This is a genomic window from Streptomyces sp. NPDC001941, assembly GCF_040296945.1.
GTDB lineage: Bacteria > Actinomycetota > Actinomycetes > Streptomycetales > Streptomycetaceae > Streptomyces.
The window spans coordinates 1-13,516 of record NZ_JBEOYE010000110.1; the positions used below are offsets into that span (position 1 = coordinate 1).

A 13,516-nucleotide genomic window follows, 5' to 3' on the forward strand; every position below is an offset into this window, starting at 1 on the left:
TCGCCCGGCGCGCGGGGGGGGGCGGGGGGGGGGGCCCCCCCGCCCCCCCCGGCGGCCGTGTGCTGGGGTCCCGTACGGGCACGCGTGCGTGCGCGCGGAAGGTCCCCGGCCCACTCGATCGCCGAGACCCCTCAGCACCGGCACGCGTGCGTGCGCGCGGAAGGTCTCCGTACGAGCGTCGGCGGCCTTCAGACCGTCCAGCCCGGCTCCAGCTCGACGACGTCCCCGGTGAGCGCCTGGACGTCGGCGTCGGTCTGGGCCCGCAGGGCCAGGCGCTCGACCCGCTCCACGCGGTACTTGCCGTGCTCGGCCGCCGACCGCCACATGGACAGGATCAGGAACTCGTTCCCCGCCGCCTCGCCGAACAGCCCGCGCACCATCCCCGGGGAGCCGGCCATCGCGGGGTTCCACACCTTCTCCTGCATCAGCGCGAAGTGCTCCACCCGGTCCTCGCGGACCTTGCAGTGCGCCACCCGGACCACGTCCGCGTCCGTGAAGCGCGGCTCGAAGCCCGTCTTGACGTCGAAGCGGTAGTCGAAGAGCTTGACCTGGGTGTTCTTGTACGTGCCCAGTTGCGCGGCCGCGAGCCGGTCGTGGGAGCGCGCCATGAACGAGTCGTAGAAGGCCCGGCTCTCCCAGAACGCGAAGACGTGCGCGACGTCCGGGCGCAACCGGCTCCACCCGCCGCTCTGCCCCCGGAACCCCGGCTCGCCCAGCTGCCCCGCCCACTTCCGCTGCCCCTGCACGAACCCTCGGCGGTCCACGACCGTGCAGCGAATCCACTTGACCAGCACCGCGCCATCGTACGGTGCCGGAACGTGGCCCGCGTCACTCTCCGGAGCACTCCCCGGGACAGTCGCGGACCGTCCGCCGGGCCCGCGCCGTTCACGCCCCCGCGCCGTTCACGCCCCCGCGCCGGGCCCGTCCGTGCCGAACGTCCGGGCCAGCCCGGACAGTTCGGCGTCCGTCGCCTCGATGCCGAAGAGGTCCGCCAGCACCGTGCCCAGCTCCGCAGCGGCGACCGTGCGGCGCTTGCTGCTGCCGTCGGTGCGGGCCATGGTCAGCTCGTCGCGGACCAGCGCGACACGCACCCCGGGGCCGGGGCGCTGGGCGACCACCTGTCCGACGAACTTCGAGTGCGGGTGGGTGGAGCTGTAGTGATTCATCACGGTGAAGTCGGCGGGGAGGACCGGGTGCGGGGCGAAGGCGTACAGGTCCACCCAGCCCTCGCGACGGCGTGAGCGCAGTACGGCGAGCCCGGTGTCGTCCACCGAGACGCCGAACGTCCAGCCGCCCTGCTCCACGCACACCCCGTCGGACAGCCTGACCGGCTCCAGGGGGCCCTGCCAGCCGAACCCGGTGTCGGTGATCCACTGCGCGCCGTCCAGATCGACCACGAGGACGGCGTGCGTGACGGGCGGCAGGGCGGTCCCGCGGGTGCGGTTGCGGGCACCGCGCGCGGTGACGGTGAATCCCAGGTGCTCCAGGACCGCGGCGAACAGGGAGTTCTGTTCGTAGCAGTAACCGCCGCGCCGGCGCGCCAGGAGCTTGTCCTGCAGGCTCGGCAGGTCCAGGGGCACGGGTCTGCCGAGCGCCACGTCGAGGTTCTCGAAGGGGATGGCGGCGACGTGCGCACGGTGCAGCGCGCGCAGCGTCCCCAGGGTCGCGGTGAGCTCTCCCTCGTACCGGATCCGCTTCAGGTACGCGCCGAGATCCAGCTCGTCACCGCTCCACATGTGGCCCCCTCGGTCGAACAGTGTCTGCCTCACAATGATCACCATGACAACGTTGCGGACCAACCCCCTGTTCTCCCGGCTGGATTCGGCCGAAAGCGTGCTGGTGGCGGGGGCGGGCGGCGGCTTCGACGTCTACGCCGGGCTGCCGCTCGCGCTCGCCCTGCACGCGCAGGGCAAGCGCGTCCACCTGGCGAACCTGTCGTTCGCGTCGCTCGACGGCCTCCCTCCGGACTCCTGGCCGGCTCCTGACGTCGCCGCCGTCACCCCCGGGACGGCGCCCCACCACGCGTACTTCCCGGAGCGCACGCTGTCCCAGTGGCTCGCACTGCACTCCCTGCCGAGCACGGTGTACGCCTTCGCGCGCGTGGGCGTGCAGCCGCTGCGCGCCGCCTACCGCGCGCTGATCGAGCACCACGGGATCGACGCGGTCGTGCTCGTGGACGGCGGTACGGACATCCTGATGACGGGCGACGAGTCGGGCCTCGGCACGCCGGAGGAGGATCTGACGAGCGTGGCGGCGGTGGCGGGCCTGGACGGCCCCGCCGAGCGCCTGGTCGCGTCCATCGGCTTCGGCGTCGACGCCTACCACGGCGTCAGCCACGGGCTGGTCCTGGAGAACATCGCGGCCCTGGAGCGCGACGGGGCCTACCTGGGCGCCTTCTCGGTGCCCCGTACGACCCGTGAGGGCGTCCTGTACCTGGACGCGGTGGCGCACGCCCAGGAGCACACCCCGGACCACCCGAGCATCGTCAACGGCTCCATAGCGGCGGCCGTCCGCGGCGACTTCGGGGACGTCCGGTTCACTTCGCGCACCAGCGGCGGCGAACTCTTCGTGAACCCGCTGATGTCCCTGTACTTCGTCTTCGAACTGGCCGGGATCGCCCGTCGCTGCCGGTACCTGGACCGGATCGAGGGTACCCACCTGCTGCGCCAAGTCAGCAGTGCCGTCGCGGAGTTCCGCGACGAGGTCACCCAGCGTCCGCCCCGCCGCATCCCGCACTGAGGGCATGGCACGATGAGCGACCCGGGCAGAGGGACACGGAGAGGGGAATCCGGTGAGTGGTCTCAACAAGGGTGTGGGCAAGGTCGAGGTGGCCCTGAAGTGGGATCCGAGCCCGGTGGGCGAGCCCGATCACGACCTGGACATCATCGCGGCGACGTACACGGCGGACGACCCGCACGGCGCACCCGCGTACCTGGTGCACTTCGACAGCCGCTCCCCCGACGGCACGATCACGCTGAACCGTGACAGCCGTACGGGCCAGGGCTTCGGGTACGACGAGGTGATGACCCTGGAGCTGACCCGGCTGGCCGACCGCTACGCGCGCGTGGTCGTCGGGATCGCCATACAGCAGCGCTCGGGACACCTGACGTTCGGCCGGATCGGCGGCGCGGGCCTGCGCATCCGCGAGGGCGTCAGCACCCTGTCCGAGCACGGCTTCGCGGAGGTGGCGGACAGTACGGCGGCGACGGTCGCCGAGTTCGTACGGGACGAGGAGAGCGCGTGGTCGGTGCGCTTCCCGCTGCGCGGCTACGACACGGACCCGGGCGACTTCGCGGCGGTCATGGGCGCGTCGGACTGATTCCCCCTCGAAAAGCCCCGCAAAACCACGCAAAAGCGCCCGAGGGGCGGTGAGGCACTGGGCCTCACCGCCCCTCGGGGCGTTCACGCGCGCATGGCGTCAGCTGCAGCCGCTGGTGGAGCCGCAGCCCTCGCAGATGTAGCAGGAGCCGGCCCGCTGCATCTTCGTACCGCAGGAGAAGCAGAGCGGGGCGTCGGCGCTGATGCCCAGCTGCATCTCGACCAGCTCGGCCGAGGTGTGCGGGGCCTGCTTCACGACCGGGACCTCCTCCGCCTTGGGGGCGGCGACGGCCTTCAGCTCCTGGGCGAGGGGCGCGGACTGGGCCAGGCCCTCCACGTCCATCTCGTCCTCGTCCAGGACCGGCTCGTAGGAACCGGTCTCCAGGTGGCGCTGGCGCTCCTCGGCGGAGTGGATGCCGAGCGCGGAGCGGGTCTCGAAGGGCAGGAAGTCCAGCGCCAGGCGGCGGAAGATGTAGTCGACGATCGACTGCGCCATCCGCACGTCCGGGTCGTCCGTCATGCCGGCCGGCTCGAAGCGCATGTTGGTGAACTTCGAGACGTACGTCTCCAGCGGGACGCCGTACTGCAGGCCGACCGAGACGGCGATGGAGAAGGCGTCCATCATGCCCGCGAGGGTCGAGCCCTGCTTGGACATCTTCAGGAAGACCTCGCCCAGACCGTCGTCCGGGTAGGAGTTGGCGGTCATGTAGCCCTCGGCGCCGCCGACCGTGAAGGACGTGGTGATGCCGGGACGGCCCTTGGGCAGGCGCTTGCGGACCGGACGGTACTCGACGACCTTCTCGACGGTCTCGCGGATCGTCGCCTCGGTCTTCGCGGTCACCTCGGCCTTCTCGTCCTCCTTCTTCTTGGCGGAGAGCGGCTGGCCGACCTTGCAGTTGTCGCGGTAGATCGCGAGCGCCTTGACGCCGAGCTTCCAGGCCTCGAAGTAGATCTCCTCGACCTCCTCGACGGTCGCCGTCTCCGGCATGTTGACCGTCTTGGACAGCGCGCCGGAGATCCAGGGCTGGATCGCGGCCATCATGCGGACGTGGCCCATCGCGGAGATGGAGCGCTCGCCCATGGCGCAGTCGAAGACCTCGTAGTGCTCGAGCTTGAGGCCCGGGGCGTCCACCACGTTCCCGTTCTCGGAGATGTGGGCGACGATCGCCTCGATCTGCTCCTCCTGGTAACCCAGGCGGCGCAGGGCCTGCGGGACGGTGCCGTTGACGATCTGCATCGAGCCGCCGCCGACCAGCTTCTTGAACTTGACCAGGGCGAGGTCGGGCTCGAGGCCGGTGGTGTCGCAGGACATCGCGAGACCGATGGTGCCGGTCGGGGCGATGACGGACGCCTGCGCGTTGCGGAAGCCGTTCTTCTCGCCCAGCCGGATCACGTCTTGCCAGGCCTCGGTCGCGGCGGCCCAGATCGGGGTGTCCAGGTCGTCCCTGCGCGGGGCCGTGGTGTTGGCGTCGGCGTGCTGCTTCATGACGCGCTTGTGCGGCTCGGCGTTGCGGGCGTAGCCGTCGTACGCACCGACGACCGCGGCGAGCTCGGCGGAGCGCTTGTACGACGTGCCGGTCATCAGCGACGTGATGGCGCCGGCCAGGGCGCGGCCGCCGTCGGAGTCGTAGGCGTGGCCGGTGGCCATCAGCAGGGCGCCGAGGTTGGCGTAGCCGATGCCCAGCTGGCGGAAGGCGCGGGTGTTCTCGCCGATCTTCTGCGTCGGGAAGTCCGCGAAGCAGATCGAGATGTCCATCGCGGTGATGACCAGCTCGACGACCTTGGCGAAGCGCTCGGACTCGAACGACTGGTTTCCCTTGCCGTCGTCCTTGAGGAACTTCATCAGGTTCAGCGAGGCGAGGTTGCAGGACGTGTTGTCCAGGTGCATGTACTCGCTGCACGGGTTCGAGCCGTTGATGCGGCCGGACTCGGGGCAGGTGTGCCAGTGGTTGATCGTGTCGTCGTACTGGATGCCCGGGTCGGCGCACGCCCAGGCGGCCTCCGCCATCTTGCGGAAGAGCGACTTGGCGTCGACCTGCTCGATGACGTCACCGGTCATGCGGGCGCGCAGGCCGAAGGTGCTGCCGCTCTCCACGGCCTTCATGAACTCGTCGTTCACGCGGACCGAGTTGTTGGCGTTCTGGTACTGGACGGACGTGATGTCGTCGCCGCCCAGGTCCATGTCGAAGCCCGCGTCGCGCAGGGCGCGGATCTTCTCCTCCTCCTTCACCTTGGTCTCGATGAAGTCCTCGATGTCGGGGTGGTCGACGTCCAGGATGACCATCTTGGCCGCGCGGCGGGTGGCGCCGCCCGACTTGATGGTTCCGGCGGAGGCGTCGGCACCGCGCATGAAGGAGACCGGGCCGGAGGCGTTGCCGCCGGAGGAGAGGAGCTCCTTGGAGGAGCGGATGCGGGACAGGTTCAGGCCGGCGCCCGAACCGCCCTTGAAGATCATGCCCTCTTCCTTGTACCAGTCGAGGATCGACTCCATGGAGTCGTCGACGGACAGGATGAAGCAGGCGGAGACCTGCTGGGGCTGCGGGGTGCCCACGTTGAACCACACGGGGCTGTTGAAGCTGAAGACCTGGTGCAGGAGGGCGTACGCCAGCTCGTGCTCGAAGATCTCCGCGTCGGCGGGCGAGGAGAAGTACGAGTAGTCCTCGCCGGCCTTGCGGTAGGTCTTCACGATCCGGTCGATCAGCTGCTTCAGACCGGTCTCGCGCTGCGGGGTGCCGACGGCACCGCGGAAGTACTTGCTGGTGACGATGTTGACCGCGTTCACCGACCAGAAGTCGGGGAACTCGACGCCACGCTGCTCGAAGTTGACCGAGCCGTCGCGCCAGTTGGTCATGACGACGTCACGGCGCTCCCACGTCACCTCGTCGTACGGGTGCACGCCCGGCGTGGTGTGGATGCGCTCGATGCGCAGACCCTTGCTGGCCTTGGCTCCCTTGGCGCGGGAGCCTCGTGCCGGGCCGCTCGCCGTCTCTGTCATGCCGCCTCCCATATACGGGCAAAAACACCCTCAAGTGCCCAGATCTTCCCAAGGCACGGATTCTGTCTGAAAAACCACACGCGTCACGCACAACGCGCATGGCAGGTCCTTGCAGCCGCTCCGCGGCCGGTCGCCGGGCCCGCGGGGCCCGGCCCGCCGGTCAGTCGGCGGCGGTGGCGGGCACGGGGACCTCGGGGGTCGCACAGTGCCCGCACTCGTCAGTGGGAGGCCGTTGCACGCGGAGCTCCGCGATGGCGGCCTCGAAGTCCTCAAGGCTGTCGAACGCCTTGTAGACGGATGCGAAACGCAGGTACGCGACGACGTCGAGCTCCTGCAGGGGGCCGAGTATGGCCAGGCCCACGTCGTGGGTGGTCAGCTCGGCGCTCCCGGTGGCGCGCACCGCCTCCTCGACCCGCTGGCCGAGCTTGGCGAGGGCGTCCTCGGTGACCGGCCGCCCCTGGCACGCCTTGCGCACGCCGGAGATGACCTTGGTACGGCTGAAGGGTTCCGTCACGCCGGACCGCTTGATCACCATCAACGACGCGGTCTCCACCGTGGTGAAACGGCGGGAGCAGTCGGGGCACTGTCGGCGGCGGCGGATCGACGTCCCGTCGTCAGTGGTGCGACTGTCGACGACGCGGCTGTCGGGGTGCCTGCAGAAGGGGCAGTGCATGGCTCCCAACCCTCCTTCACAGCACGACTGAATAGCCTCGGCGGGCCGGAACGGATCCCTCGGGGCAGCCACAAGCATAGGCGATCCCAGGAGCCCCGAGAGACCCGGGGACCACAACTTCTGGGCCGCTGAGCAGATCCAACCACTAGATCTGGGGTCCGGCGACTCATTCACCACTTCGCGCGTGTCGCCGGGCAACGCGCACGAGAGTACGGGAAAGGGCGTGGATCCACTGTTTCCGGGTGGCCGGATGTCACACTGTCGAAGGCTCTTCCGCCCCGCGGTTTCCCCGGCGGTGAAGGTTACCGTAATCACCCGAATTGCCAGGACGGTCACCCAGCGGCTGTGAGACCCATACACCCGGTCACACTTACTCGTAAGGCAAACTGCGTTTTTTCACTCGAACGTGTGTTTGGCGCAACCTTTCGAAAGCTACTACCGTTGTCCAGCTAGGGAGAACATTTCGAGAGGGGCCGACGTGACCACCACCGCAGACAGTGCCACCATCACTGCCCAGGACCGCTCCCAGAACCGACTTGAGCCGGTGCATGCCATGAACGACGCCACGAACCCGGAGGGTCCCAAGCCCACGCGCTCGCTGCCCGGCCGACCTCCAGGCATCCGGGCGGACAGCTCGGGACTCACGGACCGCCAGCGCCGGGTGATCGAGGTCATCCGGGACTCGGTCCAGCGCCGCGGCTACCCGCCGTCGATGCGCGAGATCGGTCAGGCGGTGGGACTGTCCAGCACGTCGTCCGTCGCCCACCAGCTGATGGCCCTGGAGCGCAAGGGCTTCCTGCGCCGTGACCCGCACCGGCCCCGTGCGTACGAGGTACGCGGCTCGGACCAGCCGTCCAACCAGCCCACGGACACCACGGGCAAGCCCGCCGCGTCGTACGTGCCGCTGGTCGGCCGGATCGCCGCCGGTGGCCCGATCCTGGCTGAGGAGTCGGTCGAGGACGTCTTCCCGCTCCCCCGCCAGCTCGTCGGCGACGGTGAGCTCTTCGTCCTCAAGGTCGTCGGCGACTCCATGATCGAGGCCGCGATCTGCGACGGCGACTGGGTCACGGTGCGCCGCCAGCCCGTCGCGGAGAACGGCGACATCGTGGCCGCGATGCTCGACGGCGAGGCCACGGTGAAGCGGTTCAAGCGCGAGGACGGCCACGTCTGGCTGCTCCCGCACAACGCGGCGTACCAGCCGATCCCCGGCGACGAGGCCACGATCCTCGGCAAGGTGGTGGCGGTGCTGCGGCGAGTGTGAGACCACTCGCCGGTCCAGACCGGACCCCGGGACCCACTGCGCCGGTCCCGGGGTCCTGCTGTGTCCCGGGTTGTTCGCGTCATATCCGAACAGCGGGCCCGTGCCGCGTGTGCGCGGACGGGGCCCGCCTCCGCTGCCGGGCCTCGTGACCGGGGAAGGCGGCAGCGGACGCCCGGTTACTTCTCCTCCGCCTTCGCCACCGCGTCGATGGCCGCGAGGGACCTGCGCACCTGATTGCGGTCGGTCGTGTACCAGAAGTTCGGCAGCGAGGCCCGGAGGTAGCTGCCGTAGCGCGCGTTCGCCAGGCGCGGGTCGAGGCAGGCCACCACGCCCCGGTCCCCGGTCGACCGCACCAGCCGTCCGGCGCCCTGCGCCATCAGCAGCGCCGCGTGCGTCGCGGCGACGGCCATGAAGCCGTTGCCCCCCGCCTCCTCCACGGCCTTCTGCCGGGCGCTCATCAGCGGGTCGTCCGGGCGCGGGAACGGGATGCGGTCCATGACGACCAGCTGGCAGTTCGTCCCCGGCACGTCCACTCCCTGCCAGAGCGAGAGCGTGCCGAACAGACAGGTCTCGGCGTCCGCCGCGAAGGTCTTGATCAGCTCTCCGAGGGTGTCCTCGCCCTGCAGCAGGATCGGCTTGTCCAGCCGCCCGCGCAGCTCCTCCGCCGCGGCCTGGGCGGCCCGCATCGAGGAGAACAGCCCCAGGGTCCGCCCGCCCGCGGCCTCCACCAGCTCCGCCAGCTCGTCCATCATGTCGCCGCGGCTGCCCTCGCGCCCGGGCGTGGCCAGGTGCTTGGCGACGTACAGGATCCCCTGCTTGGGGTAGTCGAACGGCGAGCCGACGTCGATGCCCTTCCACTGCGGCACGTCCTCGCCCTGGGTGCCCTCGGGCGCGAGGCCCAGGGACGCCCCCACCCCGTTGAAGTCGCCGCCGAGCTTGAGCGTGGCGGAGGTCAGGACCACGGAGCGGTCGGCGAACAGCTTCTCGCGCAGCAGCCCGGACACGGACAGCGGGGCGACCCGCAGCGAGGCCCCGAAGCGGTCGTGGCGCTCGTACCAGACGACGTCGTACTCCGAGCCCTGGGTGATGCGCTCGGCGACGCCGTGGACGCTCTCCACGGCCGCCAGGGCCTGCTTGCGGACCGCGTCCTCGTCCTGGACGGACTTGTCACGGGTGGAGCCCAGCGCCGAGATCACGTTGCGCGCGGCGTCGCGCAGGGCGAGCAGCGCGTACCCCAGGTCCTCCGGGACCTCCTCCAGGCGGCCCGGCAGGGCCAGCTCCATCAGCCGCTCGAATCCCTCGGCGGCCGTCTGGAGCTGGTCGGCGACCTTCTCGTTGACCAGCTTGGCGGCCCGGCGCACGGCCCGGTTGACCTGGCCGGGGGTGAGCTCGCCGGTGGCGACCCCGGTGACCCGGGAGACCAGCTCGTGGGCCTCGTCGACGATCAGGACCTCGTGCTGCGGGAGCACCGGGGCGCCTTCGATGGCGTCGATGGCCAGCAGCGCGTGGTTGGTGACGACGACGTCGGAGAGCTTGGCCCGCTCCCGGGCCATCTCGGCGAAGCACTCCGCTCCGTACGCGCACTTGCTGGCGCCCACGCACTCGCGCGAGGACACCGAGACCTGCCCCCAGGCCCGGTCGGAGACGCCGGGCGTGAGGTCGTCCCGGTCCCCGGTCTCGGTCTCGTCGGCCCAGTCCCGCATGCGCAGCAGGTCCTGGCCCAGCTTGCTGGTCGGGGCGGCGGCCTCGAACTGGTCGAAGAGCCCGTCCTCCTCGTCCTGCGGCATGCCCTCGTGCAGGCGGTGCAGGCAGAGGTAGTTCGACCGGCCCTTGAGCATCGCGAACTCGGGGCGCCGGCGCAGCAGCGGGTGCAGCGCCTCGACGGTCCGGGGCAGGTCGCGCTCGACCAGCTGGCGCTGGAGCGCCAGGGTGGCCGTGGCGATGACGACGCGCTCCCCGTGCGCCAGCGCGGGCACCAGGTAGCCCATGGACTTTCCGGTGCCCGTGCCGGCCTGGACCAGCAGGTGGGAGTTGTCGTCGACGGCGGCGGCGACGGCCTCGGCCATCGCGACCTGGCCGGGGCGCTCCACACCGCCGACGGCGGAGACGGCGGCGTGGAGGAGGTCGGTGAGGGGTGGCTTCGTCATAGCCCGACCAGCCTACGGGGCCCCACTGACAGCGGGATCATGCGAGCGGGTTCGGGACGGTCCCGTGGACCGCCGCGTGGGGCCGCTCGGGGCGGTCGCGGTAGCCGTCGAGGTGGAGCCGGTTGCGGTTCAGACAGAGTCGGTCGATGTGGGGTGTGAGCAGGTCGAACGTCTCGTAGCGGTCCTTCAGCTCGGGGAAGCGCGCCTGGTGGCGCAGGATCTCCGCCCGTACGAGGGACCAGAAGTCGCCCTCCGGGACACCCAGTTGCTCCTCGCACAGGGGTGCGAGGTAGCGGAAGACCCCGACGAAGAGCCCCGAGTGGATGAACTGGGTCAGGAAGGACGGCTCCTCGGTCAGCAGGATCGCGCGCACGTCGTCGGGCATGGAGGCGTGCTCGGGGACCGCGCGGGCGCTGACGTTGACGTCGTCCACGAAGTCCTTGATCGCCAGGCGTACGGGGACGTCGTGGTCGTCGTACACGACGATGGCGTTCTCGCCGTGCGGGGAGAAGACCGTGCCGTACCGGTAGAGGAAGTGCAGCAGGGGCGGCAGCAGCGCACCGAACAGGCGCTGGAGCCAGTCGGCGGGGTCGAGCCCGGAGCGGTGGACCAGTTCGGCGGCGAAGGCACGGCCCTGCGGGTCGGTGTGCAGGAGGGCCGCCAGCGTGCGCGCGCGCTCGCGCGGGGGCAGTCGCAGCGGCTCGCGCCAGATGGCCCCGAGCAGCTCGCGGTACTGGTAGGGGACCTCGGGCAGCCGGTCGTACAGCGGGTGCTCGACGGTGACCGAGGCGACCTCGCCGAGCAGCACCACTCCGCACTCGTCGCGCAGGAAGGGGTCGGCGTCCCGCAGGGAGTGCACCCAGGCGGTGACCGCGGGGGCGGCGAGGGTGCGCTCGGTGGGCAGTCCGCGCCAGACCAGGGTGTTGAGGACCGACAGGGGCAGCTTCACGGTGTGCCGGTCGGGGCGGCTGGTGTTGAGGAAGGTCCGGATGGACTGCTGGGGCAGCCGCAGGTCGCGGTCGGCCGGGAGGAGCACGAGGGCGTCCTCGGCGACGGCCTGGGCGAACAGCGGCAGCACGATCTCGTCCCACTGCCAGGGGTGGACGGGCAGGAGGAGGTACGCGTCCGGGTCCAGGCCGCGCTCGGCGAGCCGGGCCGCGAACGCCTCGCGCACGTCGGGGTCGAGCTCCTGCTCGTACAGCCGGGCGGGAGTGGCGAGCGCCTCGGTGCCGCGGTAGCGGGCGAGGTCGGTGTGGACGGCCATCCACGGCAGCCGCGCCGGGCGGCGGGACTCGGGGGCCCAGGCGGCGGTGTCGGCGGCGGAGAAGCCGATGCGGCCCTTGTTGGGGACGATCCAGGGGTGGCCGGTCTGGTGGCCCTCCAGCGCCGCGTAGTCGAGGCCGGCGAGCTCGGCGGCGCTCAGGGCGGTCGCCTCGGTCCGGGCGTCGGCGGCGAGCGTCGCGGTGAGTTCGCGCAGCAGGTGGCCGAGGGTGGCGCCGTCGACGCCGAGGAGCCCGCGGGCGCGCAGCAGGAAGTCGAGCGGGTCGCCGCAGGGGGCGCCGTCGCGGGTGAGCGAGGCGGGGTCGACGCGCCAGCTGCCGTACGCGGTGCGGCGGGCGGTGAAGGCGAGCCGTGAGCCGTCGTCGAGGGCCAGGGAGTACGTGGCGGGGGCGGCGGCGCCGGGCGGGAGGCCGGGGTCGAGGCCGGGATCGGCGGAGGCGTGCGGGGCGTGCGGGGGGCGTGCGCGGGACCCGCCGGTGGTGTCGGGGGCTTCGGTGGCGCGGGGCAGGCCGGTGGGCGCGAAGTCGGTGCGCGGGGCCGGGATGCGCGGCTGATCGGGTTCGTGCTCGGGCTCGATGATCTCCTCGTAGGCGAACTCGGCGATCATCTTGGCCAGGAGCCGTCGGGACGAGCGGGCCCAGGCGGCCCGGTCGAGGCCGTGCTCGTGGGGGGTGCCGGGCTCTTCGGAGCGGGGGGCGGGAAGGGCAAAGGCCCCGGCGAGCGGGGCCTTGGAGTCGTGGCTGGCAGGGGACTTCGGCACGGGGACTCCTCGGGGTGGAACCGATGCGGGTCGAGCGGTGTATCCAGGGTGACAGGTCGATCACAACAGGTGTCGGAGAGTCCGGTCCCTGACCATCAGAGCGGCTTGTTTGCCGGGGAGGTCGACTTCCGCGGAATAGCGGAATCCGGCCGTCAGGAACGCGGATACGGAGGGGGTGTTGCGCAGGTCCGGTTCGGCGACGACCCGGGTGCAGCGGGGCCGGTGGTCGAGGACGTGGTCGGCGACGGCGCGCAGCAGGGCCGTGCCCACGCCACGGCCCCGGTCGCCGACGCCGCCGATCAGGACGTGGATGCCGGTGTCGTGCGGACGGGCGGGGTAGTGCCGGGCCAGTGGGTCGAGGTCGGCCCGGTAGATCTCGAAGTAGCTCATGGGGACGCCTTCGAGCACTCCGAGGCAGGGCACGCTGCGTCCGTCGCCGCCCAGTTGGGGGCGGAGGTGGGCGGAGGTGACGTCCTCGGGGCCCGCCAGCTCCCAGAAGGCGGCCACGGCGGGGTCGTTCATCCACCGGGTGATCATCGCCAGGTCGCGCTCGACACGTACGGGAACGAGTTGGAGGACGCCGATCGGGGTCGTGGCCGGACCCCAGTCGGCGAGGGAGTCGAGGAGGTCCCCGTCGGGGTGGCCGGCCGGTCGCTCAGGCTGCCCGGACGGCCCCGGTCGCTCGGCCGACCCGCGCGGTGGTGCCGACCCGCGCGGTGGTGCCGGCGCGGGCGGTGTCGCCGGGGCGGGCGCGGGGCCGTCCTCGCCGAACAGTGCGAGGAGTTCGTCGGTGAGCCGCAGGTCCAGGGTGTCCTCGCTGCCCCCGGGCGCCGGGGGGCGGGAGCTGGGTCCGGTGGGGGCGCTCGCGTCGGCGGGAGGCACGGGGGCGCTCTCCTCTCAGCAGTTCGGGAGGTGGCGGGTTCGTTCGGTTCGGGGGTTCCAGGGGGTTCGGGAGGCCGGGGAGGTGGGGGTGTTGTCGGGATCGAGGTCGAGATCGGAATCGCGGGCGGGGCCGAGGTCGGGATCGGGGGCGCTCGCGGCGCTCGGGGTGCTGCCGGTGGGGCGGCGGGACGTGCGGCGC

10 protein-coding genes are annotated in these 13,516 nt (G+C 71.4%); 3 read left to right on the forward strand and 7 right to left on the reverse strand.

Translation table 11 applies throughout. The annotated features are described in order from the left end of the window. Positions 1 to 188: 188 nt before the first annotated feature. Entirely contained in the window at positions 189 to 794 is a 606-nt protein-coding gene (locus tag ABT160_RS40435; protein ID WP_351653746.1) for a YdbC family protein, read from the reverse strand. 108 nt (positions 795 to 902) lie between these two features. Further along, on the reverse strand, positions 903 to 1,769 hold the full coding sequence (locus ABT160_RS40440) for an arylamine N-acetyltransferase family protein (protein ID WP_351653748.1): 867 nt from the start codon (positions 1,767 to 1,769) through the stop codon (positions 903 to 905). A gap of 10 nt (positions 1,770 to 1,779) precedes the next feature. On the opposite strand from ABT160_RS40440, the gene ABT160_RS40445 reads away from it, so the two are divergent. Both ABT160_RS40445 and ABT160_RS40450 read left to right on the forward strand, forming a co-directional pair. Then, complete coding sequence (locus ABT160_RS40445; protein WP_351653750.1) at positions 1,780 to 2,739, forward strand: DUF1152 domain-containing protein; 960 nt, start codon at positions 1,780 to 1,782, stop codon at positions 2,737 to 2,739. Positions 2,740 to 2,791: 52 nt separating this feature from the next. Continuing rightward, entirely contained in the window at positions 2,792 to 3,319 is a 528-nt protein-coding gene (locus ABT160_RS40450; RefSeq protein ID WP_351653752.1) for a TerD family protein, read from the forward strand. 99 nt (positions 3,320 to 3,418) lie between these two features. Here the strand turns inward: ABT160_RS40450 and ABT160_RS40455 are convergent, their stop codons facing one another. Then, positions 3,419 to 6,313 carry a vitamin B12-dependent ribonucleotide reductase gene (locus tag ABT160_RS40455; protein ID WP_351653753.1) on the reverse strand — a complete coding sequence of 965 codons (2,895 nt, stop codon included), beginning with the start codon at positions 6,311 to 6,313 and terminating at the stop codon, positions 3,419 to 3,421. Between the two features lie 160 nt (positions 6,314 to 6,473). Then, positions 6,474 to 6,986, reverse strand: a complete 513-nt coding sequence (gene nrdR / locus ABT160_RS40460; RefSeq protein ID WP_351653755.1) for a transcriptional regulator NrdR — start codon at positions 6,984 to 6,986, stop codon at positions 6,474 to 6,476. A 478-nt stretch (positions 6,987 to 7,464) separates the two neighbouring features. On the opposite strand from nrdR, the gene lexA reads away from it, so the two are divergent. After that, positions 7,465 to 8,247 carry a transcriptional repressor LexA gene (lexA, locus tag ABT160_RS40465; RefSeq protein WP_351653757.1) on the forward strand — a complete coding sequence of 261 codons (783 nt, stop codon included), beginning with the start codon at positions 7,465 to 7,467 and terminating at the stop codon, positions 8,245 to 8,247. 176 nt (positions 8,248 to 8,423) lie between these two features. On the opposite strand, the gene ABT160_RS40470 is transcribed toward lexA, so the two are convergent. Genes ABT160_RS40470 through ABT160_RS40480 form a run of 3 tightly spaced genes read right to left on the reverse strand, consistent with a single transcriptional unit; the run spans position 8,424 to position 13,317 of the window. Then, on the reverse strand, positions 8,424 to 10,394 hold the full coding sequence (locus tag ABT160_RS40470) for an ATP-dependent DNA helicase (RefSeq protein WP_351653759.1): 1,971 nt from the start codon (positions 10,392 to 10,394) through the stop codon (positions 8,424 to 8,426). Between the two features lie 37 nt (positions 10,395 to 10,431). Next, a complete protein-coding gene (locus ABT160_RS40475; protein ID WP_351653761.1) occupies positions 10,432 to 12,435 on the reverse strand; it encodes an IucA/IucC family protein in 2,004 nt (667 codons plus the stop codon). 60 nt (positions 12,436 to 12,495) lie between these two features. Beyond that, a complete protein-coding gene (locus ABT160_RS40480) occupies positions 12,496 to 13,317 on the reverse strand; it encodes a GNAT family N-acetyltransferase (protein WP_351653763.1) in 822 nt (273 codons plus the stop codon). Between the last annotated feature and the right edge of the window lie 199 nt (positions 13,318 to 13,516).

What these genes read in the sequence shown, in the direction of transcription:
- ABT160_RS40445 (WP_351653750.1), top strand. Translation starts at nt 1,780, where the DNA reads ATGACAACGTTGCGGACCAACCCCCTGTTCTCCCGGCTGGATTCGGCC.
- ABT160_RS40455 (WP_351653753.1), bottom strand. Translation starts at nt 6,313, where the DNA reads ATGACAGAGACGGCGAGCGGCCCGGCACGAGGCTCCCGCGCCAAGGGA.
- nrdR (WP_351653755.1), bottom strand. Translation starts at nt 6,986, where the DNA reads ATGCACTGCCCCTTCTGCAGGCACCCCGACAGCCGCGTCGTCGACAGT.
- ABT160_RS40470 (WP_351653759.1), bottom strand. Translation starts at nt 10,394, where the DNA reads ATGACGAAGCCACCCCTCACCGACCTCCTCCACGCCGCCGTCTCCGCC.